A 22837-nucleotide genomic window follows, 5' to 3' on the forward strand; every position below is an offset into this window, starting at 1 on the left:
GATGAATGCTAACCAGCATAATAAGGGTTTTAATGCGAGGTGTGATTATTAGCATAAGCCTAAATTAATTAGCATTATGGAAATATTATATAATACGAAATAATTACTGGGCAATGAACGTTGGGAATACCACTTACGAATCAAAGAGGTTGCATGGTGATGTAAGCACATGGGGAGCTATAGCAGAAGAGATATCGGCTATGGCTCCTGCCTGCGATACTGTAGCGTTCATGACCTCAGCAGCAATGTTTGCATACGTCCTTACGCCTTTGGCTTTTTTAATAGCTACATTAACAATGTATTTGGAAGTAAATACTCTCTATCACCTTTCTAAACATCATGCCAGTGCAGGCGGATACTACGGATATATATCCACAGCTCTTGGGGCTAGGAGCGCTGTACTATCTGGGTTCCTATACGTTATGTATCAAGCTGTAAGCACGGCCGCGATACCGGTATATGTTGCTGGTATACTGCTCCCAGGGATAATGTCATATTTCTTTCATATAACGTTGCCAATTTGGATATGGATTCCTTTCATCGCGGTATTTATAGTTGCACCCATAATCCTAGCGATACTTGGTATTAGGCCGCAGATGAAGTACGTTAAATACGCCTCTATTTTTGAAGTCGCTTTTCTTGGTGTTCTTGGTCTTATAATAATTCTTCGTTCTCCAGATAATACGATACAGGTATTCAACCCGTTTGCTTGGTCCTCATACTATTCAGAGTTCAAGCCTATCGGAGGGCCGTTTGCCGGTCTAGGGCTTGGAATGATATTTGGATTGACAAGCTTCATTGGCTACGGAGGATCTGCACCTCTGGGTGAAGAGGTGAAAGTACATAGATCCATCACCCGTGCACTCGTTTTGGGACTTCTGATTGTTGGTGCAATATTGACAGAAGTAGCCTACGCCCTTACTGTAGGGTGGGGCACGACAAATATGGCAACTTTTGCAACTTCAGCTATACCGGGAGTCATAGTGGCGACGATGTACGCAGGAATAACAGGTGGATTGCTGCTATCGCTTGTAGCTTTTAATTCCGCTTTTTCAGATTCTGTTGCAATGCAGGCAAATGCTGGCAGAGTTTATTTTGCAATGGCAAGGGACCGCGTAATACCAGAAAAGTTCTCCAAGATCAGCAAGAGATTTGGAAGTCCTTATGTAGCTCTTATCTTTATTGCAGTCGTATCGATAGCAACGGCGATGCTTATTCCATTCCTAGTGGAGGTTGCAATGGGGTATGCACCATTATACCTGATAACGTCTCATAACATCGAAAAAGTCAATTTAATACTCGAATACTCCTTTGATCTGCTATCTACAATGGCATTGGTCGGCTTGATATCGGTACATCTGCTTCTTAACACATCAGTTATGACACTATTTAGAAGGCTAAAAGAGAAGCACTACGGTCTGCATAAGATAACGCATCCCATAGAGCATTATTTACTTCCATCCGTTGCTACCGGTATATTCGTATTTGTACTATATGAATCTATAATACCGCCTGTGTTTCCGATAACACAGGCAGTTGAGGCGATCGTCGTTTACATAGTCTTCATGATAATATACATTGTTTTTCTAGGGCGGGTAAAGCCAGACGTAATAAAGAATGCTGGAAAGACCGTAAACCTTGTCAAGGAAGAGGATCTTGAGAGATAACATCATGAATGAAGAAATACTGCCAATACTTACCGTTAAGGATCTAAACGCTGGATATCTCACCAATGAAAAATACATCGGCATTATACACAACATAAATATTGAACTTAATCGTGGCAAAATTGTTGGAATTACTGGTTTGTCAGGATCGGGAAAGACAACGCTTCTTAAATCCATACTCTTGGAGACCCACATAAAATCTGGAGAAATAATTTTTAATGGAAAACCCATCATGCCTGGCGATACCAAAAATTATAGGAGATCAGTAATTTACGTACCTCAAAATTCTCTGGATTCCTTGGATATCATATGGCCGATAGAGGATCAGGTAAAGAAGATACTAAAGCAACATAACGTTGTTTACGACATAAACAAAGTCTCGGAAATAGCTAAACTAATCGATTTGGATATATCGATGCTGAAGCTCAAATCATTCGAAGTTAGTTACGGTACTAGACATAAGATAGTCTTGCTTATGTCTATCTTAATGGCGAAGCGTGATCTAGTTGTATTGATGGATGAACCAACATTATCACAGGATGCAATAACTGCTGAAGGCATCCTTAACATAATAGTAAAGCTCGCAAAGGACTACGGTTCCTCATTCATAATTGTATCAAGCAGTCCTGAGCCTGTATTTTATGCATCTGATTTTATTTATATAATGTATGGTGGTTGGATTGTAGAGAACGGAACACCCAATGATTTATCGAAATGGCCAAAACATCCTTTTACATACGAATTTATAAATATGCTGCCTGCACACAAAACAAGAGATCGGTTCCCCAAGTTTCCTATGACAGAATTTAGTGAGAATGGTTGCCCTTACTCCATATATTGCAAAAATAAGATAAAAGGATGCGATTCTCACATAAACATGTTCGGAGAGGGCCACAAATACAGGTGCCTGAATCCAGTGGTTTAGTATGAGGTTATACATTGAGAATATCTCAAAAGTTTATAAGAGGCGCACATCCGCATTTAAATGGGTAGATATTCCAGCGCTCAAAAATATCTCTTATGAATTCGATGAGGGAACGATCTATGGTGTAATAGGGCCATCCGGGTCTGGTAAGACAACGTTAGCCAACATATCTGTGCTCTATGATCGGCCAGACTCCGGATCTGTATACTACGGAAACAAAGAAGTAACGAGGATGAAACCTGCAGATCTTAAAAGCTACGCAGGTATTGTCAGGTACGTATTTCAGGACCCATACACCTCTCTGGAGCCACTAAGGACTGTTGGCTGGCACATAGACACTGCAGCTCAATCTATTCACATAGTACAAGAAGAAGCATGGAAAATTGCGACATATCTAGGTATGCCAGAGAGCAGGTATCGTGATTCGATAGTCGAAGACCTCTCTGGCGGTCAAAGGCAAAGGTTGGCCTTCATAATAGCCATGATCGCAGATCCAGCCATAATAATCCTAGACGAACCATTTTCTATGTTGGATTCATATAATTCAATGTTCCTCTTGAACTATTTAAGGATGAACAAGAAAGGAAGAGTAATCATTTATATAGACCAGAACATAGGGAAGGTTCTGTATGTTGCCGATAGAATACTGGTAATGGATAATGGGTCTATAGTGGAAGATCAAGAGCTCTCTGGCATTTTATCTACCCCTTCGCATGAAACAACTAAGAAGCTCCTAAAGAGCTATAGAAAAATATATGATGGGTTGCTAAAATGATGGTGTGACATTTCAGCCGATATACAAATAGGATGCGACTCAGCAATTCCGTACTTTTAAATAAAATTAACAGCCCATTTAAATTACGGTAAGGACTATTTTTGTAAAATTATGCAAAGTATAGAAGCATCATGGATGGCATTCACCATAACGCCACCAGTGGCAAAGCGATCCAAAGCCTGATCCTGTTGGGAACGAATTCCTTATTGATCCTTCCACATATTCTTTCCCCAACGCTATCGCCTCTTGTTCTCTGTATCCTTTTATAAGAAAGGAAAGTATAGCTGAAGATAATGTATCGCCTGTACCGTGTGTATTTTTAGTTTCATACCTTGTACCTTCAAATTTGAGGATATTTGAGCCATCATAGTATATGTCTATTGGCGGCCCATTGAAATGTCCTCCTTTAACTAGTACTTTCAAGCCAATTTCTGTACCTATTTTTTCAGCTGCAGCCTTCATATCCTCTATTGTGGATATGGACATACTTGCTAGAATCTCTGCCTCTGGAATATTTGGTGTAACTATTGTACTTTCCGGTAAAAGATATTTTATTAGCGATTCGATCGCATCCTCTCTCAAAAGCCTAGCATTGCTTTTTGATACCATTACAGGATCCACTATAACAGGTTTTATAGAATAATCTTTTATCGATCCCGTTACAACTTTAATTATTTCGCTCGAGAATAACATGCCGGTCTTGGCCCCATCCACCTTTATGTCCTTAGCGACTGTGTCTATCTGCAGTTTCACAAATTCTGGTGGCACAGGCAATATACCGGAAACTTCATAAGAATTTTGAGCTGTAACAGCAGTAATTACTGACATCCCAAAGACCGAAAGGGAGTTGAACGTCTTTAGGTCGGCTTGGATGCCTGCCCCACCTCCGCTATCCGAACCCGCAATTGTTAAGGCTTTTGGTATTGGCATGAGATTAGCATCGCATAATGAAATGTTAATTTTTGTTTATGAAAGAGGAGGCTAATTATAATGAGAATTCTATCTTAACTGACTCATGACATGGGAAACAGCTTCAGGGCTCATCTCTGTAATGAGGAGGGGGATATTCTCAATATCTGCCAGTTTTATGGCAAGGTCATCCACGTTGTCTGGCTGTATGTATACGACAGCCGCTGGTTTTAGCGGATGTACTCTTATAGCTATCATAGGGCTCCTTCCAAATTTTACATCGGTGAAGAATATTGCTCTCTCACTAGACCAGCCATACAATTTACTGTATTCATAATATGAAAAAGCAAGTATCGCCTTGACACCATCTACTATTGTGTAACCTCGTATATTTCTCTCCACCGATACATGCGATACATTCTTGCCGTTCATCGCGCGTATGGCTTTTTCAAGTGGGACATCTCTGTCGTAATCCTTTATATCTATTAATGCATCTGAAGGTACTCCGCTCTTGTACTTCTTTATAACGTATCCTCCCCTCCTTTCGTCTATAGTTATTAAGGCATCTACTATTTTCCTTACTGAGGCGATGCTGGGAAATTTTCGTCTCCCCGTTTCATAATCACTTATTACAGACGGAGACTGGTTGAGAAAATTTGAGAGTTCAAGTTGGGATACTTTAAATTCCTCACGCCATTTTCTTATAGTTTCTGCAGGCGAATCTGAAAGTGTTATTTCTCCGGCTATCTTTTCCCTCAGTTCTATGTCCATATATGTGAAGTGACTATGTCAATAAAAATTTGTCGAAGTTAGATGCGGCATTTGTCGAAACAATATTCTCATTGTTTTACGTTCTAAATTATTCCCTATTGCGATTACTTGAACTCTGAATTTGTAAATTTATTGCTATGGAAGCCAAGGATCTTTCCGTTAATTTTTTTTATTTCCCCGTCTATAATAACCGTATCTACATTTTGCGGGCTAGATGAATAAACTATGTTGCTTACAGCATTTGCTTCGTTGGTCGGGATCATTGATGGTATAGTAGCATCCAGTAAAACAACATCAGCTAATTTGCCAACTTCTATGGATCCCGCATTTAGTTGAAGAGCACGAGCTGCATTCCTGGTTGCCATGTCAAGGATCTCCTGCGCTTTCATAAGAGATGCGTCCCATCTATAATTTTTTACAGATATAGCTGAAAATTTCATTGCCTGGAACATGTCCAGCGAATTGTTGCTACCGTTGCTATCAGTTCCAATGGTTACATTTACGTTTTCCCGCATCATTTCTGGTATCGGCGGTATACCTCCGGTGCCCAGTTTGAAATTACTGATCGAATTCCACGATACGTTAACGCCATCTTTAGAAAGTAAACGGACTTCGTGGTAGGTTGCCCAAACGCAGTGGGCAGCTAAGACTCTCTTGTTGAGAATACCTATATTATGGAGATGCTCTATCGGCCTTTCTCCTAATTTCTTTACGGCATCGTATACCTCTTTTCTGGTCTCTGAAAGATGCATGTGGAGTATAGTGCCGTATTTTTCAGCTAAATCCATAGCCCTCCTGAACGTGTCGTCATTTGCAACGTATATGCCTTGTACACCCACCGATGGTACAACGTACTTATTTCCAACATGATTCCTTATAAAATTCTCAGCATTTTCTACAGGATCTCCGATCTGTGTTGTCAACTCTTTGTCAAGCGTCACCCATGATAGAAAGGCCCTTATTCCGATTTCTTCCGCAGCTTTAGCTATTATATCCTCAGAATAGTAAAGGTCTACAAAGGCAGTAATCCCATTGCCAATCATTTCGTACATGCCTAGTTTCGCTGAATTGAATATGCCTGTGCTTGTTCTATCAGAATCATACTCAAACGTCTTTTTTAAAAAAGAATCAAGATCGACATCGTCAAATAGGCCCTTCGAAGCTGACATCCCTACATGTGCATGGGTGTTTATCAAGCCAGGCATCAGTACCTTGTTTGTACCGTCTATTAAAATGTCACCATCAACCTCGTCTTTGCCAACATATTGAATCTTGTTCCCATCAATTTTTACATTCCCTCTATAAACGTCTCTATTGTCATTCTGGGTAACTATGATGGCATTTGATATTGCAATAGACATACTGGTTCATGTCAAGCTTAATATTTATGTTTCGTAGATATCGTTATCTGAAAGGCTTTATAATAATAGGTGAACTGTTATGTTTAAATAGTATGATCATATGTCGAAATCGACATATGGATACCTACGCCACTAGGATACTGATCCTTCTTTCAGGAAGGGAAATGACGCTTTACGAGATCTCAAAAAGGGTTGATCTTTATTCAACGGTATCCCATGGTACGGTATTTCCAGTAATAAAGAAACTTTTAGATGGTGGGTTTATAAAATACAGAATGGAAGGGAACAAGAAGCTTTACTACGCAACAGAAAAGGGCCAGAACTACGTTACGAACATCCAGAACATTGGTAGGGAATTGAAGGAAAAGATCATGGAGAAAAGTATGGGTAATGCCCTGTTCTATCTGAACCTATTATCTAGTGACGAAGATGCTGAGGCCTTAAGAACAGCCATTGGTCTGCTAATGCCCACATTCATAAGGATGGTTGAAGTGGTTTTCAGGCTTTACAAGGACGGAAAAAAAGATGAGATAGGCAGCCTAGTAGCAAAATTTGGAGAGATGGCACAAGATGGATCAAGTTAAACATTCTACCAGGACAATAGCTATAGCGGCCTTCGCAGGCCTGCTTGTCACGTACGTAGAAACAATGATAACACCTGCACTGCCAATCTTAGTTACGTTCTTTGATACGAACTACGATAAGCTCTCTTGGGTAATAACGGCATACATCATCTCTGGAACAATATCTTCTGCGATATTTGGAAGGCTTGCAGATATGTACGGAAAGAAGCGTATATTTATAGTTCTAGCCGGTGTTTATTCAATAGCAGTTTCTTTTGGTGGCTTCGCAAAGACGCTTGAAGAGCTTATAATTATACGGACAGTTCAGGGTCTTGGTATGGGCATGTTTCCTGTTTCTTTTGCCCTCATAAATGATCAGGTGCCGAAAAACAGGCTCGCACTAGCTCAAGGCATAGTCAGCTCAACTTTCTCTGGAGGGGCAGCAATAGGGCTGGTGCTTGGGGCCTGGATAACACAGAATTATGGCTGGCAGTGGTCCTATCATTCCTCTATACCGGTCGCACTTATTCTTCTTGCAGTAGCCGCTATTTATCTTCACGATGAATCATCAAGAAGAAAAAGCACAGTGGATTTCATAGGTGTCTCGATGCTGGCGATAGCCCTTGTCTCGCTTATTTTAGGCCTATCAGAGGGCGAATACTGGGGATGGTCTTCGGCATCAATTATTTCTCTATTTGCCCTTTCATTGATTCTAGTTTTTGCTTTTGTTTACCTGGAGCAAAGATCACCTGAACCATTCATAAACCTGTCGCTGCTTAAAACGAGGAACGTTCTTCTTGCCAATATAGCAGGCTTATTTGCCATGGCTGGTATGTTTTTCCTATTCTATTCCGTACCGCCGTTGCTGCAAGACCCAGAACCAGCTGGATTCGGCGTAACTATAGTTGAGTCTGGACTTATACTGCTTCCAGCCGCTGTGCTGAACATGGTTTTCGCACCCTTGGCAGCTAAACTGACAACGAACAGAGGCCCAAAAACTGCCATAATTGTAGGTCTTATAATACTGTTCTTCAGCTACTTTGGCCTTTATTATAACAGATCATCGATAGTAGCGATCCTTGAAGACGCATCTATTATGGGCATGGGAATATCATTCATATTCGTGGGCATAATCAATATATTGCTAGTGTCTGTTCCTAGGGAGAAGGCCGGAGAAAGTACCGGTATGAACGTTGTATTCAGGAACATTGGAACCTCGTTGGCACCTGCAATTGGTGGTGTTTTCGAAACAATGTACGTAACATATTCCCTCGTCGGCGTAGTTCCTGGAAATTTTGCGGGCCTAGGCTTTATCCCAATATTTTCTTCTTTTCCTTCTTCAGCGGCATACGATAGCATATACATGGTTGGTATGATATTTGTTGTAGTAGCTCTAGTTCTTTCTATGTTTATGAAAAACGTTGTAGTTGGAGGTGTAAGCGATGCGTTATAAGTATATTTCGATAATATTGCTAGCTGCCGTTTTACTTGCATCAAGCAGTGTTATGCCAGTTTCATATGGGAGTACCCCTATTGTAGAGGTATCTGGAGTATCGTGGTACACTGTTAATTCATCAGAGGTTGTAGCTCCAGGGATGACTTTTGTACCATTGGTCGTTACATTCGTCCCACTAGCCAACCTTTCGAGTGTTACTGCATTTATAAATGTGACGAAGTACAATCAAGGTATTTTGAGTTACGTCAATACCTACGGGTACAACCCTGGGCCAACGGAGTACAATTTTAGTTATTTGCCAGCAGGGAAGCCGGTTACATTGGTTCAAATGGTAAACGTTAACCCAAACGCATCCGACGGTCTTTACAGGGAAGCATTGTACGTTTCCGGATTGTACTCTAGCATTCCGGTTTTTGAGAATGTATCGTTTTCTGTCCCTATTCTAGGGAAGTCGAGTATCTTGGTGTTAAATTCCTTTTTCGGTACTCAAAGTAATCCCATGGCAGGCAGATCCGGGATGAGGTTCGTGCCTCTTACCGTGATGCTGGAAAATAATGGGAACGTGTACACTCAGAACGTTTCCATATCTTATGTTCCGCAAGGTCCAATTTACGGTTACACTCAAAATACCACACTGGCTGTGATTCCTCCTGGGGAAGCAGTGCCAGTCACATTTATCGTTTCAGTAAAGAATAACGCTACAAACGGCGTATTTGTTCAGAATTTAAGCTTGAGATATCTTGGTGCATATCACAACGTATCGTTTAATCTGCAGTTAGACGGTTATTCGGAACTGTCTCTCACTTATTATTTCTTTGACCCGCCGATCGTATACACAAATGAAAAATTCATCTCACTTAAAATAGGTATTCAGAACAGTGGGAATACTTATGCTAAAAATACTTCTATCTTTATTACATCATCCGACTTCACTGTCCTGTCGCATGGATACAACGTTTCGTACCTGCCATCGGGTCAATTCAATTTCACATTTTTAATCAATTCCGGATCGATGTATGGAACCCAAGAGATAGATATCCATATTGGCAGCGGAGTTTTCCCTATACTTATATATGTGCATAGAGTAGGAGAGCTTTTCGTATCGTACTCCCAGACAACTTTGCAGCCAGGAGTTGACAAGTCATCTCTTTACTTTAACATCACTAATGAAGGGAACCGCACAATGTACGATATAAACGTGCATCTATTGTATCCCGCTATATTAACAATACATACACCGTCATCGAATCCACTGCTTGCCTTGACAGCCAACAATATAACTATAGCAAGGCTTGTCCCAGGGCAGAGTTTTCTTGTTGTATTCGTTGTCGATACGTCTAGCGCCGCCCATTCCGGTCAGTATCCTATTCAGTTGTACGCATCTTGGCATTATAATAACACGAACTACTTATTTTTCAAAGTCTACGACACTAGCGTCAGAATATCTCCCACAGTTGAGCAGCAGCTATCAGACTTTTTCACTTTCAACTACGTCACTGTAGCGGTACTAGCCGTTATAGTTGTAGTAGTGGTTGGCATAGCAGTATATGCAGGGGTAAAGTCCAGGAAGGGAAATAAGGGTAGATAAAGGATCTACCCTTCTGACGCATACTTTCCAACTCGAAACCGAAATATTTTAAATCGCAAATATGATTACCGCAAAAGCATTTGTGCGGAAGTAGTGTAGTCTGGCATCACAGGAGCTTCCCAACTTTTAGGGAAAAAGCTCCTAACCCGGGTTCAAATCCCGGCTTCCGCATACTCGAATTGAGAGAAAACAACTTTAATGGCAATTTTCAAAATTAATTTTCTTCTCGCCAGCCATTATAAGCCCTTTTCTACGCAATCATCAAAAGCTCCTACTCTTTTTTAGGTTAGCCAAGCAATTGCTTTCAAATAGCACTTCGTTTATTTGCGCCTTGCTTGTCTGCACCTCTTGGGCTCTGTTTTCTTTAGGCTTATCGCCGTCTTCAACTACATAGGTAACACGCTTCAGGACCACAGGAACTATAACATGCACAATTGGCAAGAATTTGGAAATCTTCTTTAATATGAATCTAGGCTATGCGCCTAAGACATCAGCAAAAGCGCCGTCAATAATGGCTAATTCATCATCGCTCAATTTAAAATGGTCATCTTTGTATTTCTTTCTAAACATCGAAAATATTAGGTTAAAGAAGCCACAGATTTTGATTTCAGATAATAGGGAGACAACATCAAAATCGCCATCTTCATTTCCATTTTTACTACTGTATTTTCTGGATTATGCGTCTTTGCTGAGTGAACCTGAAGCCTTCTTTCTTCTTTAAAGTACTTGTTATGGGTCTGGCAATAGTATTCTATATCGCTTTGGCTTTTCATTTAATCACCTAAAATAACTTCTAATGCGTAGTAGTTGCAGTAAGATTACCCTTCTCTTTTCTTGAAGTAAGAAGAGGTTATGTTTTTTGAGCTCGCTTCAGCATTTAGGCAAATGTGACATGGGAAGCGTTCAGTCTTTTGGAGAGGTCTTCAAGGTTTATTTTCTTAGGATAGCTGAAAAATCCAAGCGTTAGGGCTATTTTGACCACATATTCCTGGCGACTTGTAATTTCGCTTCTCTCAGAAAACGTTCTTTTCCTCAGCTGTTGAAACTAGACACTATTTTTGGTAAGCCTGTCCATAAAGCCTTTCACTGTAGCTTCATTAGGAACTAGCAGCTTCATTATAATATCGCTATAATCTTTTTAATAAGCTCCTGTTAGGAATAAATACCAGTCAATTATGGTTTTGCAGACAGCACATTCGTGTGCATTTACTATTGCAGTGATATGGCTGCCATCCACGATTGTGATGCTGTCGCTTCTATTCTATTCGACTTCTAAATAGGGTTTCTTGGCTTTACTACTAGGAATGAAGAATTCGGGGCGATCCTTTATACCTTTTTTGCGTCTTTGAACGTCTCTGATTTTAATACTTGCAGAATGTGATTCAATGATATTCTTGATCCATTTTACTGGCACCTTGAATCTGTCTCTACTTCGATCATGAAGATTCAGCCGTCGATTTCTCCTTAGTTCTTAAATTGGATTTATGTATATCTAATAAAATTAATGAAAATACAAAATATTCAAAGTCTGTACAGGAATTTTTATTATAACCGATATAGTAGAGTTAACAATGATTGAAAAATAGTAGAAGGTGATACCGTAGGGATGGATACTTCAGACCAATATTACAGAGCGATTAAGAAGATAAAGGAAGCGTCCGACTCTTCAAACAAAGCCTATCTTACATCTTCAAAACTAGCCAATATGCTTGGGTTAAGCCAGCAATCAGCTTCCCGCATAATAATAGACCTTGAAAAACTGGGGTATATTACTCGAACAGTCTCAAAGCGTGGCCAACTTCTTACTATAACAGAAAAAGGCTTAGACCTGCTTTATACTGAATTTGCTGAGCTTTCTCGGATACTATCTATAAAGAGCAATATAGTAATGACCGGCATAGTAGTACCAGGCATGGGTGAAGGCAAATATTACATCTCCAGAAAGCAATACATAATCCAATTCCAGGAAAAACTTGGTATAATACCATACCTCGGTACTCTAAACATAAAAGTTGATCCATCAAGCATCCCAGAGCTACGTAAGCTAAGGGGCTTCACCGGCATACACATAGAGGGTTTCAGGACTGAGGATAGGACTTTTGGATCGGTGAAGGCCTTCAGGTGTAAGACAAACGGTGTGCCTTCTTTTTTAATAATGCCAGAAAGAACGGTATATACTGATGTTGTTGAAATTATATCTGACAAGTATCTAAGAAACGAACTCAATCTCAAGGACGGTGATGAGGTAACAATCGAAGTGACTGCCTAAAGCCTTAAACTTCAATTGAACCGTCGTCTATTTCCTTGATTAAACGTTCAAACATTTTCCTGACATCGTTTTCTTTCAAATTGCAGTCTAGGATCTCTTTATAAATTTCAAATGGGTCTTCTTTATCACTAGGATCTCCTTCATAGACCGCGATGTATCCACATATTTTCTCGGCATCGTAGTTTAACCTGTACTCAAGCTTTACTGTCACATTTTTATTCTCTATATACTCTTGCAGGTTGATCAATTCGTTCAAATTACCACCTCATATGTATGCGTCCAGCCCATGTTCCCATCTTTCCCTGAGATCTTGAACAGGCAGATCCACCAAATTCATTCCGTATTCGTCGATAATTATTCGGTCTCCTCCAGTTTCTCCTATTCGCACTATCTTTAAATCTTTAAATTCCGCAGTGAATTCTTCTTCATGTATCGGATCAATCTCAAGCACTATTTGGTTTCCGCACTCCGAGAAGAGCTTCACTGAAGATCGCGAAGCCGATACGTTTCCAAGATCGATGTTGAAGCCTATTCCACTTCCAAATGACATCTCGGCAAGGGCCATGAATAAGCCTCCATCTGATACGTCGTGTGCCGAAAGTATGTAGGGCGAGAATTTTCCGATCTTTTCTATTTCAAGCTGAAGCTCGGAGAGGTTAGGAGCTGGCAGGAAGCCATCAAATATGTTGTTCATTCTGGCGTATTCACTTCCAGAAAGGTTGTCGCATGGTGTTCCAACAAGGTATATCTGGCTCTTATTTTTCTTAAAGTAGGTTGTTCTTGCCTTGGTCACGTCGTCGATGATACCAACCATCATTATAGTTGGTGTTGGCATTATATCTTTATTTCTGAATTCGTTGTAAAAACTAACGTTGCCAGCCACTACAGGCAACGAGAATTTTCGGCAAAAATCTCCTATCGCCCTGACGGATTCAACAAATTGGCCCATTATATCTTGCCTCTCCGGATTCCCAAAGTTTAGTGCATCAACGACTGAGTTTGGCTTTCCACCTGTCGACACTATATTTCTAACAGCTTCAGACAGAGTTTCTAGCGTACCATTATATGGATCTATAGATACAAAGTTTGGCCTAGAACCAGAGGTTATTAGAAGTCCTCGCATTGAATCCTCTAGAGGCTTAATTACGGTGGCATCAGAATGAGTCTCTAAGTTAGGCCTTCCTGAAAATGGGCCAACGATGGTGGAACCACGTACTGTATGATCATACTGCCTAACAACGTTGAACCTTGCACTGTTGTTCAGCCTGGAAACAAAGTTTAAGGCGAAATCGTTGAGATCTTCAGGTTCACTTGGTATAGATACTTTTTTCTCTATATTTTTTCTTTCGAACGGTCTCTGGTATACTGGTGCTTTGTCGAGAAATTCTATGTCCATGTCTATTATCTTCTTATTTTTATATCTAACAGTTATTTTCTTTCCTTCAACTACTGTCCCGAGGATCGAAAAATCAAGTGACCATTTTTCTGCTATTTCCTTCATCTTTTCAACGTCTTCAGGCAGCACCTCTACGAGCATCCTCTCCTGGCTCTCGCTTATCCATATCTCCCATCCGGACATGTCGGTGTCTTTAAGTTTTATGTCGTCTAGGGATATCTCTGCTCCAAATCCACCAGCGAATACCATCTCAGTGGCAGCACTAGAAAGGCCGCCGCCTCCCAGATCCTTCATAGCTTTGATTATACCCAGTTCGTTAGCTTCAAGCACAGCCCTCATCATAGGGTGCTCTACGATAGGGTTGCCAAGCTGTATTGCGTTTCTGCTGCTCTTTGAAATCCTCGTTAAGGTAGCTGAGGCGAAGTTAACTCCGTGTATTCCATCCCTACCTGTCTTTCCTCCTACAAGAAGGAGTTTGTCCCCTGCTTTATAGGACTTCGATCTTACTATCCTGTCCTTCCTTACTATGCCAATACAACCGGCATTTACCAACGGGTTTGAGTTATATGACTGGTCAAAGTAGACCGATCCGGCCACATTAGGTACACCAATCCTGTTCCCGTAATCTCTTATGCCTCCAACAACTCCCTGAAATATATATCTTGGCGAAAGCAGTGCGTCGTATTTTTGTGAAGCCACATCGCCCATAAATAGAGAATCTACCAGCGCGATAGGTTGTGCTCCCATACATACAACGTCCCTTACTATCCCGCCTATACCCGTTGCAGCTCCCCCATAAGGTTCAACAGCACTCGGGTGGTTATGGCTTTCCATCTTCAAAACGTAGGCGTAGTCCTTATCGAACTCAACAACACCTGCATCATCTTCCATAGCCAATATTGTGTAATCTGTTTTCAAGTTTGTGAGGTACTTTTTCAGATAAAATTTTGATGACTTGTATGAGCAATGTTCGCTCCATGACTGCGCTATCGCGTGTATTTCTGCATCTATTGGATCACGGCCTTCCTTAATAAAATAATCTCTCACAGCTTTCATCTCATCGAGTGATAGCGAGAGGCCGTGCCTCTTGCTCATGTTGATTAAGTCATCGTCATTCATGTCCCTAATCTTGATGTGTCGATATATCATTGCAAAGGCATATTACATCGGTTTAAAACGTTTAGCAGTAAGAACCCATCATACATGCATTGAAATATGAATGATTTATTCAAAATGTAATATATTTGGCAATTTCAATGATCAACTAAGCTCATATACAAGCTAAGAAGCTGATCTATATGCCTGTCTATGCTATACTTGCTTATGGCGAGCGTTCTAGCGGAAGTTGACATTTCGGAATATGTTGCTTGATCAATGTTCAATAGTTTATTTGCTATGTGTTTGATGTTCGAGAAATCTTCGTATACTATTGCGTTCGTGTCTTCCTTTACAGGAAACTCCTTTGAAACAATGGCTGGCAAACCCATTGAAAGCGCTTCGAAAACTGATATGCCAAAAGTATCTGCAGAAGACGGATAGATAAAGAACTTAGATACTTCCATAAGCTGCTTTTTCTCATCTTCTTTAACGTAGCCTAAAATATTTACGTTACTAATATCATTTTCTTTTACGTAAGCCTTCATCCTTTCAAGCTCCGGTCCTACGCCTGCGATGATGAATTTATATCCAGTCCCTTTCATTTCATTAGCTAGCTCTAGGACTCTATAGACCCCCTTGTCCTTTGTAAGCCTGCCAAGATATAATATTATGTCCTGCTTATTTGAAGCTTTAGCTGGTGAAAGCTCATCCGTATCTACGAATAAAGGTACAGTAACTATATTTTTAAGGCCGCACCTTTCTAAATAAGCCTTGACTTGGCAGCTCGGAGCAAGAACGAATTTGCATTTTCTGTAGAGATAAATACTGTACCTCTTCCCTAAGTCGAAGATTAAGTCGGAGAATGGCAGCCTTATGCTTTCCCTCATTTTATCTATATCCGTGTGGAATGTGGATATAGGCTTCTTTCCAAGTCTTCTAGCCACCAGATAACCCACAGAACTCATGTAGAAGGCGTTATGAAGGTGGATCACATCCGGCATAATATCAACTGCAGTTTTGAACTCCCTGAATGGAAATGGGATGAGAGGCATTCTATACTGATCATATGGAGGAAAGGGCACAGTACGTGGTATGAAGACGTTTTTTTCATGCGGATCTCCCGTAAGCGAAAAGATGTACACCTCATGCCCTCTTTTCTCTAGCCCCCTTTTGACGTCTTTAAGGTAGGTTGAAACACCATCTGGCGTAGGATAATAGGTGTCGGAAAAGTACGCGATTTTCACTTATTACCACGCCTCCCTCTGCATCGACTCTGACTTCATGAAAGTACAGCTGATCGTGAAGTTAAATTGCCTCTTCATCTTATGACCTTTACGAGCTTGTACCTGCCATAACCTACAAGCACTTTTACATATCCGTTCGACCATAGAGGTATCTGTGTATCGATATAAACATACTTCAGGTGCTCTGCCTTGGAAGGTGAAGAAACAACGATTAAATTTTCCTCACCGACTCTTTCTAGGATTCTGTCTGATATCTGCTTGTTACCTCTCCCTAAGAGAAAGTTCTGTCCACCCACAGGTGATATTACTAGCATGCATTTGTCCGAACATGCTTCATAAATCTCGCTTTCTGACGCATCTTCTTTAATCAGTTTTTTGTTCCTTAAAATATCGAAGCCAAGTACGTTGCTCTTAATTCCCATCTCCTCTTCGATTGTTTTGCACGTATTCCCTGGCCCTATGATATAAGTCTCATCTGCCATATGCTCGATCACATACTCTGCTATGTCCTCAGCTCCAGCAATGTCATACTCTGCCTTTGAGTTTTCAACTATATATTGGGCTTCCGGTACTTTAAGTTGACCATACCTCTTTACACTGAGTATGCCCTTTCTGTATAGCTCCTCATCTATATCAACAACTTCTGCTTTATCTATCCTGTAGTTGCCCTTTGCAACCTGATTGACAGCATCTGCCGCACGCTCCGGAGATATGGCAAATACAGAGCTATACATCTTTACACCAGCTGGAACGCCAATAACAGGTAAGTCGTTACGTGAGTTAAGTATGTCCCTCGCAGTTCCATCTCCCCCAACAAATACCAGCAAATCGGCGCTTTCTATAGATTTGACAAAATTTATTGTATCTTGCCTGGTAGTAGGCGAAGAAGGCGTGTATATGACATCATATTCCTTGGTATATATACTTACTTCTGACTCACCCATACAACCCGATGGCACAAAAAAATGTAGCCCATTAAAGTCGAGCTTCTTAAGAAACCTGTGCGACCTAACGATGGAGATAGATTTAGAAACATCCTCTAAGGCTAGGCCATCAGACCCCTTCAGGTTCAACGTAGCGCCAAGCCCAGCCACTGGATTTATAACGAAAGCAATATTCATAAACTATAATCCTATACATACTATATTATCTTATTAAATTCAACGCATTTAGTTCATTATAACAAATTTTTACGTTTTGTATTTTCTGCCTATTTGACATCTCCTACAATTCTCCTCCAGAAACTTTATATGTAGATTTTTTGCATTATAAACCTTTTATAACCGGTATCCATACTCTAAAAATCAATGGACACGGGGAATACGAGTGATGATGCTGGATACGCCCGTTCGTTTAGGCTCATTTTAACTTCCAGATCTGCAAGGAGCATCGGAATAATATTTGTAGCGCTATCTCTACCACTTTATCTGCTTATCCTTCACGTTTCAATAGTAAACATCGGGATCATTTATGTAGGCACAGCCTTAGTAAACGTTTCATTCTCCTTAGGCATAGGTATGCTTGGAGACAGAATAGGATACAAGTATTCACTTATGCTTGGTGAGCTTCCCGCCCTCGTGGCAACGACGTTCCTTGCCTTTTCAAAAAGCGTCGATCTAATCGTAATAGCAACTATAGTTTCAGGAAGTGTGGGAGCATCAGGTGGAATGCGTGGCTCATTTTCCGTGGGCATAACACCGTACATAGCCAGGATCTGGAAAGACCAGAGCGAGAGGATCTCTAAAATGGCGTACATAACCTTTGTTGCCTCAATCTCGTCAATAGGCGGCAGCCTTATGCTTTATTCTCACGCCTACGTATCAAAGTACTTTGGAAACGCCGGTGCATTCGAACTCCTCTACAAGTTATCTTTCCTGTTAATATTAGTTTCATTTCTTTCACTTTCATTAATAAAATATGATGGGAAACAGAACAAAACAACGAAATTCCTTAGAAGAGAAACGCTGAAATTTTCAGCACGTGTGATAACTACCAATATAATAAACGGAAGCGCGATAGGCTTCTCCATGGCCCTTATTACAGCATGGTTCGAAATAAGGTATGGTGCATCTCCATCGAGGATCGGCTTAATTTTTACTATTTCTTATATTACTACGGCATTGGGATCTTACGTTGCTGGCCATATTAAGATCGAGAGAAAAAGTGCAGTTTACTTAGGCTCCGCTACAAGGATCGCACAGGGCCTGCTCCTTATAGCTATGGCACTCTCCCCACTCTTTTATCTTGCATCTGCGATATACATAGTGAGGACTATTGTTGCAGGATTTGGTACCCCAATCCGAAACGTTGTCAATATTCAGGGTGTTAGAGAAGAGGACCTCGGGACAGCTTCTAGCATACAGGGTGCACCTTCAAGGATCGCACAGTCTACGTCAGGAATAGCTGGGTTTCTGATGGATTACTACCCGCCTCTTCCTGTCGAGATAGGTGGCATAATACAGGCCGTTGGCGGATACGTGTACTATCGTTTGCTGAAAAAATACTGATTATTCTGTATTTCCAGTATAATAGCGAAAATACTTGTTATTTTCTAAGGACGGTGGCAATCCTAGATTTATACTGCTGTGATGTTATGTAAATCTAGTGCACTAGGAACAGGGCAGTTACTGCATCTATGAAATACTGTATTGCAAATCCAGCCAGCAGCAATCCGAATATCCTTGAAACGGCCTTCATCGCTTTGTTTCCTATGAATTTAGAGACTATTGAAGCCTCCTTGAAGAATATGTATACCATGAGAAATATTATTCCTATTGATACGAAAGTGAATATCTTATCTATTAATGGGCCCTTCATTAGTATTATAACAAGAGAAATGGCCCCGGGGCCTGCAAGAAGAGGCGTAGCAAACGGAACTATACCGATATCGAGATCCGTGGTAACTTCTGATCCTGAAGTCTTGGGACGGTTTCCTTCCATGATCATCTCTACGGCCATCAGCAGTAAGATGACCCCACCGGCCATCTCTAACGCTTCTATGGATATACCAAAGAAATATATTATAAACTGGCCCGCAAGAGCGAACATGACGAGTATTATCCCACCATATACAACTGCATCTTTTGTAGCACGCATTTTTTCTCCTTCGTTAAAATTGTAAGTCATTGATGTAAACAGCACTAAGCTGCCAAACGGGTCTATAACAATGAAGAGAGGGATGAACACCTTGAGGAATTCAACTATATCATTCACTTCGGTGTATCTAAATCCTATAAAATAGTTTTCTTATCTATTCTTCCGAATGCCACTTTATCATTACGCGCCCGAGAAATGCATATATTATAGTTTCTAAGATAAATATGTATAACATTTGCATAAGTATAGGTGACAGCCCGAATGCGCCCTGGACGATTACTGCTGCTGATGCGGCTGGTGATACAGACAATGCATAGAGAAAAGCCTTGGGTATTATGTAGTAAGGATAAAATGTAGGTGGTAGTACGGTCATAACAACGGATAGTATCCCCGCAATCCCCCACACGTTCCTAACGTGTGAGATAAGACCAGATACTATAAATGAAATTGAGCTGGTCGATATAGTTAAAAGAATCAGGACTGCTACAAGTACAAGCACGCCTATGAATGTGAAAACATGGAATATTATGCCAAGTATCACGTAGACTACAAGCCCAGGAATAGAAAAAACAAAATAACTTAACGTAAGCCCGAACATGTAGTCCGTTGGAGAGATAGATGTTGCTACAAATAGGTCCTGTATTCTTAGTTGTAGTCTAAGAAAAGCGGCATCTCCAGCACTCGATAGGGAGACAGATGACACGAGGCCTATAAAGCCGCCAACAAGTGCGTAGTCTAATAGTTTGCCCCGTGAAATAATGAATATTAAGAATAAAAGGGCAAGAGGCGTGCTCATTGCAGATATAAGGTAGGATGGCCCGCGCTTCACAGCTCTGAAACCGTAATACCAAGCGAACAGTGAAATGTACCTAAGGTTCAAGATATATCCTCTCCTTAATGAAAACATCGTCCAATGTAATGTTCTTTACATCACACCCCATGCTTATATACTCGTTAGCCTCCGAAGCATTTACATATTTTATGTATATCCCGCCTACTGGAGAACTATCTGGCAACGGCTGCCTAGATTCCACTCTTATTAGGCCGTCAAATTCTGATAGGAGTTCTTTCAACGTTCCCTCTTTTATAACAGTCCCGTGGTCTACCATTATTATGTACTTAGACAGCGATGCAGCCTCTTCCATGTAGTGTGTTGTAAGGACTATGTCTGATCTCAGGTTCCTTATGAGGGACCAAACTTCAAGCCTAGACATAGGGTCGAGTCCGGTCGTAGGCTCGTCCAAAAAAACTATATCTGCATTTGCTGAAAGAGCCATAGCAACGAATACCTTCCTCTTCATGCCGCCGGAAAGTGTGTCTGCAGGCGCTTTCATGCTTTCTTCCAGGCCCACTGAGGAGAGTGCAATCCTGGCTTCTCTATCAGCAGACGAAATAGAAAGCCCCCTTGCAACTAAGTACATTTTTACCTGCTCAAGCGGTGTTAATACACCTATTGGTGACGCTTCCTGCGGTATGCTGCATATAATTTTTCTAACTTTGTTGGATTCCTTAACTACATCATAACCGTTAATCGTTACAGAACCGCTTGTAGGTCTTAGCTGCGTTGAGAATATTCGCATCATAGTGGTTTTTCCAGCACCATTTCTGCCTATTACAGAAGTTATGCCAGAACCTATGTCCAACGATATATCTTTTAGCGCGTTGTTTCCGTTTTTGTAGACCTTGGTTAAGGATCGGGTCTCTATCATAAAAAATCACAGCTTTGGTTTACGTTCACTGCAACTCTACATAAAAAGCTTTTTATTGCTTCTTCAATACAATAATCATGAAGATACTCATAATGGGGGTAGATGGCTACATAGGTTTTCCCCTTGCCCTTAGGCTGCTTACTAGAGGACATGACGTTTACGGCATAGATAATTTCATAACAAGGAAACGTGTTCAAAAGGTCGGTTCTGACTCTGCATTGCCTATAAGTTCATTTGCCTTTAGGAATTCGGTAATTAAGAAGAAATTTGGGAAAGGTATAGGATTCTTTTATGGTGACGCGACAAATCCAAAGTTTATCTATCGGGTAATCAATGAGGTGAGGCCTGATGCTATAGTCCATCTCGCCGAACAGCGCTCGGCCCCCTACTCTATGATCGGGTTGAAAGAAGCCAATGAAACAATGGTAAAGAACATAGTGAGTACGTTGAATCTTATATATGCAGTAAAGGATATTACGCCAGAAGCCCACATACTAAAGTTAGGGACTATGGGTGAATATGGGACACCGAACATAGATATACCGGAGGGTTTCTTTGAAATCGAATACCACGGTAGGAAAGATGTTCTTCCATTTCCTAGAAACGCAAGTTCATGGTACCATTGGACAAAGGTGCACGATAGTAACAATTTGATGTTTGCAAACAAAGTTTGGGGGACAAAGGTCACCGATGTCATGCAGGGTGTCGTGTATGGCACAAGGACTGAGGAAATAGAGAAAACTGGACTTTACACCCGCTTTGATATAGACGAGGTATATGGGACTGCCCTAAATCGCTTCACGGCAGAAGCCATAATTAACGAGCCTATAACGCCATACGGAAAGGGCGGGCAGACGAGAGGATTTCTCTCCCTTAACGACAGCATCGAATGCCTTACGTTAGCATTGGAGAATCCGCCTGAGTTCGGTGAATATAGGGTATTTAACCAGTTTGATGAGAAATATTCCGTCAATCAACTAGCAGAAATGGTTCGAGATCTGTATAAGGAGAAATTTGGAAAAGAACCTGAAATAGTACACGTTGATAATCCGAGGGTTGAAAAAGAAGAACACTACTATAATCCAGAGCACGAAAAACTGAAGGCTCTTGGTTACAAGCGGACTAAGGATATAAAATCAGAGATATATGATGCCATAGATGATCTCAACAAGTTTAAGGAACGATTAATGAATTTGCGCAATGTAATAATGCCCCGCACTTATTGGAAGAAATCTGCGTATAATCTCTAAAATTTCCCTATCTTTCTTAGAGCTTTTATGCGTGTTTCACTTACTACGTCTGCGTATCTGTCAGCCAATCCCACACTGATCCACTCGCTTCTGTCTATTTCGATTACATCGCTTTTGACGCCTTTTTTTATTGTTCTATCGATTGCGTCAGTTAGCTCTACGTTTGCCTTTCCTGTATCTATTTCGTTTAAGACGGATTTATCCAATATATATATTGCAGCCAAGGCTAGGTTGGATTTAGGCAAATTTGGTTTTTCTTCTAGGCCTGCTATATTTCCATTCTCATCCATCTCAACTACACCGTATCTCCTTGGGTCATCTACTTTGAAGGCGATAAGCCTATTCCCTGATTTGTACGAATCCACTATCCTCTTTTCGGTATTGTCATCAAATAGTACGCCATCGCCAGCATTAAGGAGAAACGGGCCGTGTATAAATTGGAGCGCCGAGTGAACAGCGTCCCCGTAACCGCGTTTCTCAGTCTGATAGGCAATTTGAACGTCGGGATAGCTTAACTCTATATATTTTTTCGTCACTTCATCTTTCGGATCTAGCACCACTATAATATCGTCTATACCGCTAATCTTCATTCTATATATCACGCAATCTATGATTGGTCTGATTACTACCTTCCCATCCCTTGCGTCATATATTGAGAACATCTCCTTCCGGTAGAACTGAGAGGCGCCTGAACGAGTCCCAAGACCAGCCGCCGTTATTAGACCCTGCAACTCCATGCACTGGTAAGATCAATTCATTA

General features: G+C 40.9%; 23 protein-coding genes and 1 tRNA gene. 10 read left to right on the forward strand and 14 right to left on the reverse strand.

The window, feature by feature from the left end:
- Positions 1-113 precede the first annotated feature (113 nt).
- The 3 genes from TVG_RS02665 to TVG_RS02675 are packed head-to-tail and all read left to right on the forward strand — an operon-like array spanning position 114 to position 3367.
- Positions 114-1667: an APC family permease gene (locus TVG_RS02665; RefSeq protein WP_010916768.1), complete on the forward strand. Its 1554-nt coding sequence runs from the start codon at positions 114-116 to the stop codon at positions 1665-1667.
- Between the two features lie 4 nt (positions 1668-1671).
- Entirely contained in the window at positions 1672-2592 is a 921-nt protein-coding gene (locus TVG_RS02670; RefSeq protein ID WP_010916769.1) for an ABC transporter ATP-binding protein, read from the forward strand.
- A gap of 1 nt (position 2593) precedes the next feature.
- The gene (locus TVG_RS02675) at positions 2594-3367 is read left to right on the forward strand and encodes an ABC transporter ATP-binding protein (RefSeq protein ID WP_010916770.1); all 774 of its coding nucleotides are present in this window, start codon (positions 2594-2596) and stop codon (positions 3365-3367) included.
- A 129-nt stretch (positions 3368-3496) separates the two neighbouring features.
- On the opposite strand, the gene thiD is transcribed toward TVG_RS02675, so the two are convergent.
- The 3 genes from thiD to TVG_RS02690 all read right to left on the reverse strand — a co-directional run bounded on the left by thiD (position 3497) and on the right by TVG_RS02690 (position 6408).
- Positions 3497-4297 (reverse strand): bifunctional hydroxymethylpyrimidine kinase/phosphomethylpyrimidine kinase, encoded by an 801-nt coding sequence (thiD, locus tag TVG_RS02680; protein WP_010916771.1) that lies wholly within the window; start codon positions 4295-4297, stop codon positions 3497-3499.
- A gap of 69 nt (positions 4298-4366) precedes the next feature.
- On the reverse strand, positions 4367-5047 hold the full coding sequence (locus TVG_RS02685; RefSeq protein WP_010916772.1) for a helix-turn-helix domain-containing protein: 681 nt from the start codon (positions 5045-5047) through the stop codon (positions 4367-4369).
- Between the two features lie 104 nt (positions 5048-5151).
- A complete protein-coding gene (locus TVG_RS02690; protein WP_010916773.1) occupies positions 5152-6408 on the reverse strand; it encodes an amidohydrolase family protein in 1257 nt (418 codons plus the stop codon).
- 116 nt (positions 6409-6524) lie between these two features.
- Here TVG_RS02690 and TVG_RS02695 point away from each other — a divergent pair, with 116 nt between their 5' ends.
- The 4 genes from TVG_RS02695 (at position 6525) to TVG_RS02710 (ending at position 10186) form a co-directional block, all read left to right on the forward strand.
- A complete protein-coding gene (locus tag TVG_RS02695) occupies positions 6525-6992 on the forward strand; it encodes a PadR family transcriptional regulator (protein WP_010916774.1) in 468 nt (155 codons plus the stop codon).
- A complete protein-coding gene (locus tag TVG_RS02700; RefSeq protein ID WP_010916775.1) occupies positions 6979-8424 on the forward strand; it encodes an MFS transporter in 1446 nt (481 codons plus the stop codon). Before TVG_RS02695 ends, TVG_RS02700 begins: the two co-directional genes overlap by 14 nt.
- Positions 8414-10015, forward strand: a complete 1602-nt coding sequence (locus TVG_RS02705) for a COG1361 S-layer family protein (protein ID WP_048053935.1) — start codon at positions 8414-8416, stop codon at positions 10013-10015. Before TVG_RS02700 ends, TVG_RS02705 begins: the two co-directional genes overlap by 11 nt.
- A gap of 84 nt (positions 10016-10099) precedes the next feature.
- Positions 10100-10186, forward strand: a tRNA-Gly gene (locus tag TVG_RS02710).
- Positions 10187-10276: 90 nt separating this feature from the next.
- Here TVG_RS02710 and TVG_RS08455 read toward each other — a convergent pair.
- The 3 genes from TVG_RS08455 to TVG_RS08950 all read right to left on the reverse strand — a co-directional run bounded on the left by TVG_RS08455 (position 10277) and on the right by TVG_RS08950 (position 11051).
- Positions 10277-10447, reverse strand: coding sequence for a hypothetical protein (locus TVG_RS08455; RefSeq protein ID WP_156769054.1), 171 nt, complete (start codon positions 10445-10447; stop codon positions 10277-10279).
- Between the two features lie 146 nt (positions 10448-10593).
- A complete protein-coding gene (locus TVG_RS02715) occupies positions 10594-10788 on the reverse strand; it encodes a hypothetical protein (protein WP_048053936.1) in 195 nt (64 codons plus the stop codon).
- A 104-nt stretch (positions 10789-10892) separates the two neighbouring features.
- Positions 10893-11051 (reverse strand): helix-turn-helix domain-containing protein, encoded by a 159-nt coding sequence (locus tag TVG_RS08950; protein WP_083755827.1) that lies wholly within the window; start codon positions 11049-11051, stop codon positions 10893-10895.
- A 570-nt stretch (positions 11052-11621) separates the two neighbouring features.
- Here TVG_RS08950 and TVG_RS02720 point away from each other — a divergent pair.
- Positions 11622-12284: a winged helix-turn-helix domain-containing protein/riboflavin kinase gene (locus tag TVG_RS02720; protein ID WP_010916777.1), complete on the forward strand. Its 663-nt coding sequence runs from the start codon at positions 11622-11624 to the stop codon at positions 12282-12284.
- A 4-nt stretch (positions 12285-12288) separates the two neighbouring features.
- Here the strand turns inward: TVG_RS02720 and TVG_RS02725 are convergent, their stop codons facing one another.
- The 4 genes from TVG_RS02725 to TVG_RS02740 all read right to left on the reverse strand — a co-directional run bounded on the left by TVG_RS02725 (position 12289) and on the right by TVG_RS02740 (position 17143).
- A complete protein-coding gene (locus TVG_RS02725) occupies positions 12289-12540 on the reverse strand; it encodes a hypothetical protein (RefSeq protein ID WP_156769055.1) in 252 nt (83 codons plus the stop codon).
- A 9-nt stretch (positions 12541-12549) separates the two neighbouring features.
- A complete protein-coding gene (gene purL / locus TVG_RS02730; protein ID WP_010916779.1) occupies positions 12550-14829 on the reverse strand; it encodes a phosphoribosylformylglycinamidine synthase subunit PurL in 2280 nt (759 codons plus the stop codon).
- Positions 14830-14933: 104 nt separating this feature from the next.
- Entirely contained in the window at positions 14934-16022 is a 1089-nt protein-coding gene (locus tag TVG_RS02735) for a glycosyltransferase (protein ID WP_010916780.1), read from the reverse strand.
- A gap of 74 nt (positions 16023-16096) precedes the next feature.
- The gene (locus TVG_RS02740; RefSeq protein ID WP_010916781.1) at positions 16097-17143 is read right to left on the reverse strand and encodes an ATP-NAD kinase family protein; all 1047 of its coding nucleotides are present in this window, start codon (positions 17141-17143) and stop codon (positions 16097-16099) included.
- 186 nt (positions 17144-17329) lie between these two features.
- Here TVG_RS02740 and TVG_RS02745 point away from each other — a divergent pair, with 186 nt between their 5' ends.
- Positions 17330-18529 carry an MFS transporter gene (locus TVG_RS02745; protein WP_010916782.1) on the forward strand — a complete coding sequence of 400 codons (1200 nt, stop codon included), beginning with the start codon at positions 17330-17332 and terminating at the stop codon, positions 18527-18529.
- A gap of 94 nt (positions 18530-18623) precedes the next feature.
- On the opposite strand, the gene TVG_RS02750 is transcribed toward TVG_RS02745, so the two are convergent.
- The 3 genes from TVG_RS02750 to TVG_RS02760 are packed head-to-tail and all read right to left on the reverse strand — an operon-like array spanning position 18624 to position 20827.
- A complete protein-coding gene (locus TVG_RS02750) occupies positions 18624-19235 on the reverse strand; it encodes a MarC family protein (protein WP_010916783.1) in 612 nt (203 codons plus the stop codon).
- A gap of 37 nt (positions 19236-19272) precedes the next feature.
- Entirely contained in the window at positions 19273-19998 is a 726-nt protein-coding gene (locus tag TVG_RS02755; protein ID WP_010916784.1) for an ABC transporter permease, read from the reverse strand.
- Positions 19988-20827 carry an ABC transporter ATP-binding protein gene (locus tag TVG_RS02760; protein WP_010916785.1) on the reverse strand — a complete coding sequence of 280 codons (840 nt, stop codon included), beginning with the start codon at positions 20825-20827 and terminating at the stop codon, positions 19988-19990. Before TVG_RS02760 ends, TVG_RS02755 begins: the two co-directional genes overlap by 11 nt.
- Before the next feature lie 77 nt (positions 20828-20904).
- Here TVG_RS02760 and agl3 point away from each other — a divergent pair, with 77 nt between their 5' ends.
- Positions 20905-22077 (forward strand): UDP-sulfoquinovose synthase, encoded by a 1173-nt coding sequence (gene agl3, locus TVG_RS02765; protein WP_010916786.1) that lies wholly within the window; start codon positions 20905-20907, stop codon positions 22075-22077.
- Here the strand turns inward: agl3 and TVG_RS02770 are convergent.
- Entirely contained in the window at positions 22074-22814 is a 741-nt protein-coding gene (locus TVG_RS02770) for a nucleotidyltransferase family protein (protein WP_010916787.1), read from the reverse strand. The two genes, agl3 and TVG_RS02770, sit on opposite strands and share 4 nt — an antisense overlap.
- Positions 22815-22837 lie beyond the last annotated feature (23 nt).

It is taken from the genome of Thermoplasma volcanium GSS1, from assembly GCF_000011185.1.
Classification (GTDB): domain Archaea; phylum Thermoplasmatota; class Thermoplasmata; order Thermoplasmatales; family Thermoplasmataceae; genus Thermoplasma; species Thermoplasma volcanium.

Excerpts from the sequence above, each read along its gene's own strand:
- TVG_RS02665 (WP_010916768.1), top strand. The coding sequence starts at position 114 with ATGAACGTTGGGAATACCACTTACGAATCAAAGAGGTTGCATGGTGAT.
- TVG_RS02670 (WP_010916769.1), top strand. The coding sequence starts at position 1,672 with ATGAATGAAGAAATACTGCCAATACTTACCGTTAAGGATCTAAACGCT.
- TVG_RS02675 (WP_010916770.1), top strand. The coding sequence starts at position 2,594 with ATGAGGTTATACATTGAGAATATCTCAAAAGTTTATAAGAGGCGCACA.
- thiD (WP_010916771.1), bottom strand. The coding sequence starts at position 4,297 with ATGCCAATACCAAAAGCCTTAACAATTGCGGGTTCGGATAGCGGAGGT.
- TVG_RS02685 (WP_010916772.1), bottom strand. The coding sequence starts at position 5,047 with ATGGACATAGAACTGAGGGAAAAGATAGCCGGAGAAATAACACTTTCA.
- TVG_RS02690 (WP_010916773.1), bottom strand. The coding sequence starts at position 6,408 with ATGTCTATTGCAATATCAAATGCCATCATAGTTACCCAGAATGACAAT.
- TVG_RS02695 (WP_010916774.1), top strand. The coding sequence starts at position 6,525 with ATGGATACCTACGCCACTAGGATACTGATCCTTCTTTCAGGAAGGGAA.
- TVG_RS02700 (WP_010916775.1), top strand. The coding sequence starts at position 6,979 with ATGGATCAAGTTAAACATTCTACCAGGACAATAGCTATAGCGGCCTTC.
- TVG_RS02705 (WP_048053935.1), top strand. The coding sequence starts at position 8,414 with ATGCGTTATAAGTATATTTCGATAATATTGCTAGCTGCCGTTTTACTT.
- TVG_RS02715 (WP_048053936.1), bottom strand. The coding sequence starts at position 10,788 with ATGAAAAGCCAAAGCGATATAGAATACTATTGCCAGACCCATAACAAG.
- TVG_RS02720 (WP_010916777.1), top strand. The coding sequence starts at position 11,622 with ATGGATACTTCAGACCAATATTACAGAGCGATTAAGAAGATAAAGGAA.
- purL (WP_010916779.1), bottom strand. The coding sequence starts at position 14,829 with ATGATATATCGACACATCAAGATTAGGGACATGAATGACGATGACTTA.
- TVG_RS02740 (WP_010916781.1), bottom strand. The coding sequence starts at position 17,143 with ATGAATATTGCTTTCGTTATAAATCCAGTGGCTGGGCTTGGCGCTACG.
- TVG_RS02745 (WP_010916782.1), top strand. The coding sequence starts at position 17,330 with ATGGACACGGGGAATACGAGTGATGATGCTGGATACGCCCGTTCGTTT.
- TVG_RS02760 (WP_010916785.1), bottom strand. The coding sequence starts at position 20,827 with ATGATAGAGACCCGATCCTTAACCAAGGTCTACAAAAACGGAAACAAC.
- agl3 (WP_010916786.1), top strand. The coding sequence starts at position 20,905 with ATGAAGATACTCATAATGGGGGTAGATGGCTACATAGGTTTTCCCCTT.
- TVG_RS02770 (WP_010916787.1), bottom strand. The coding sequence starts at position 22,814 with ATGGAGTTGCAGGGTCTAATAACGGCGGCTGGTCTTGGGACTCGTTCA.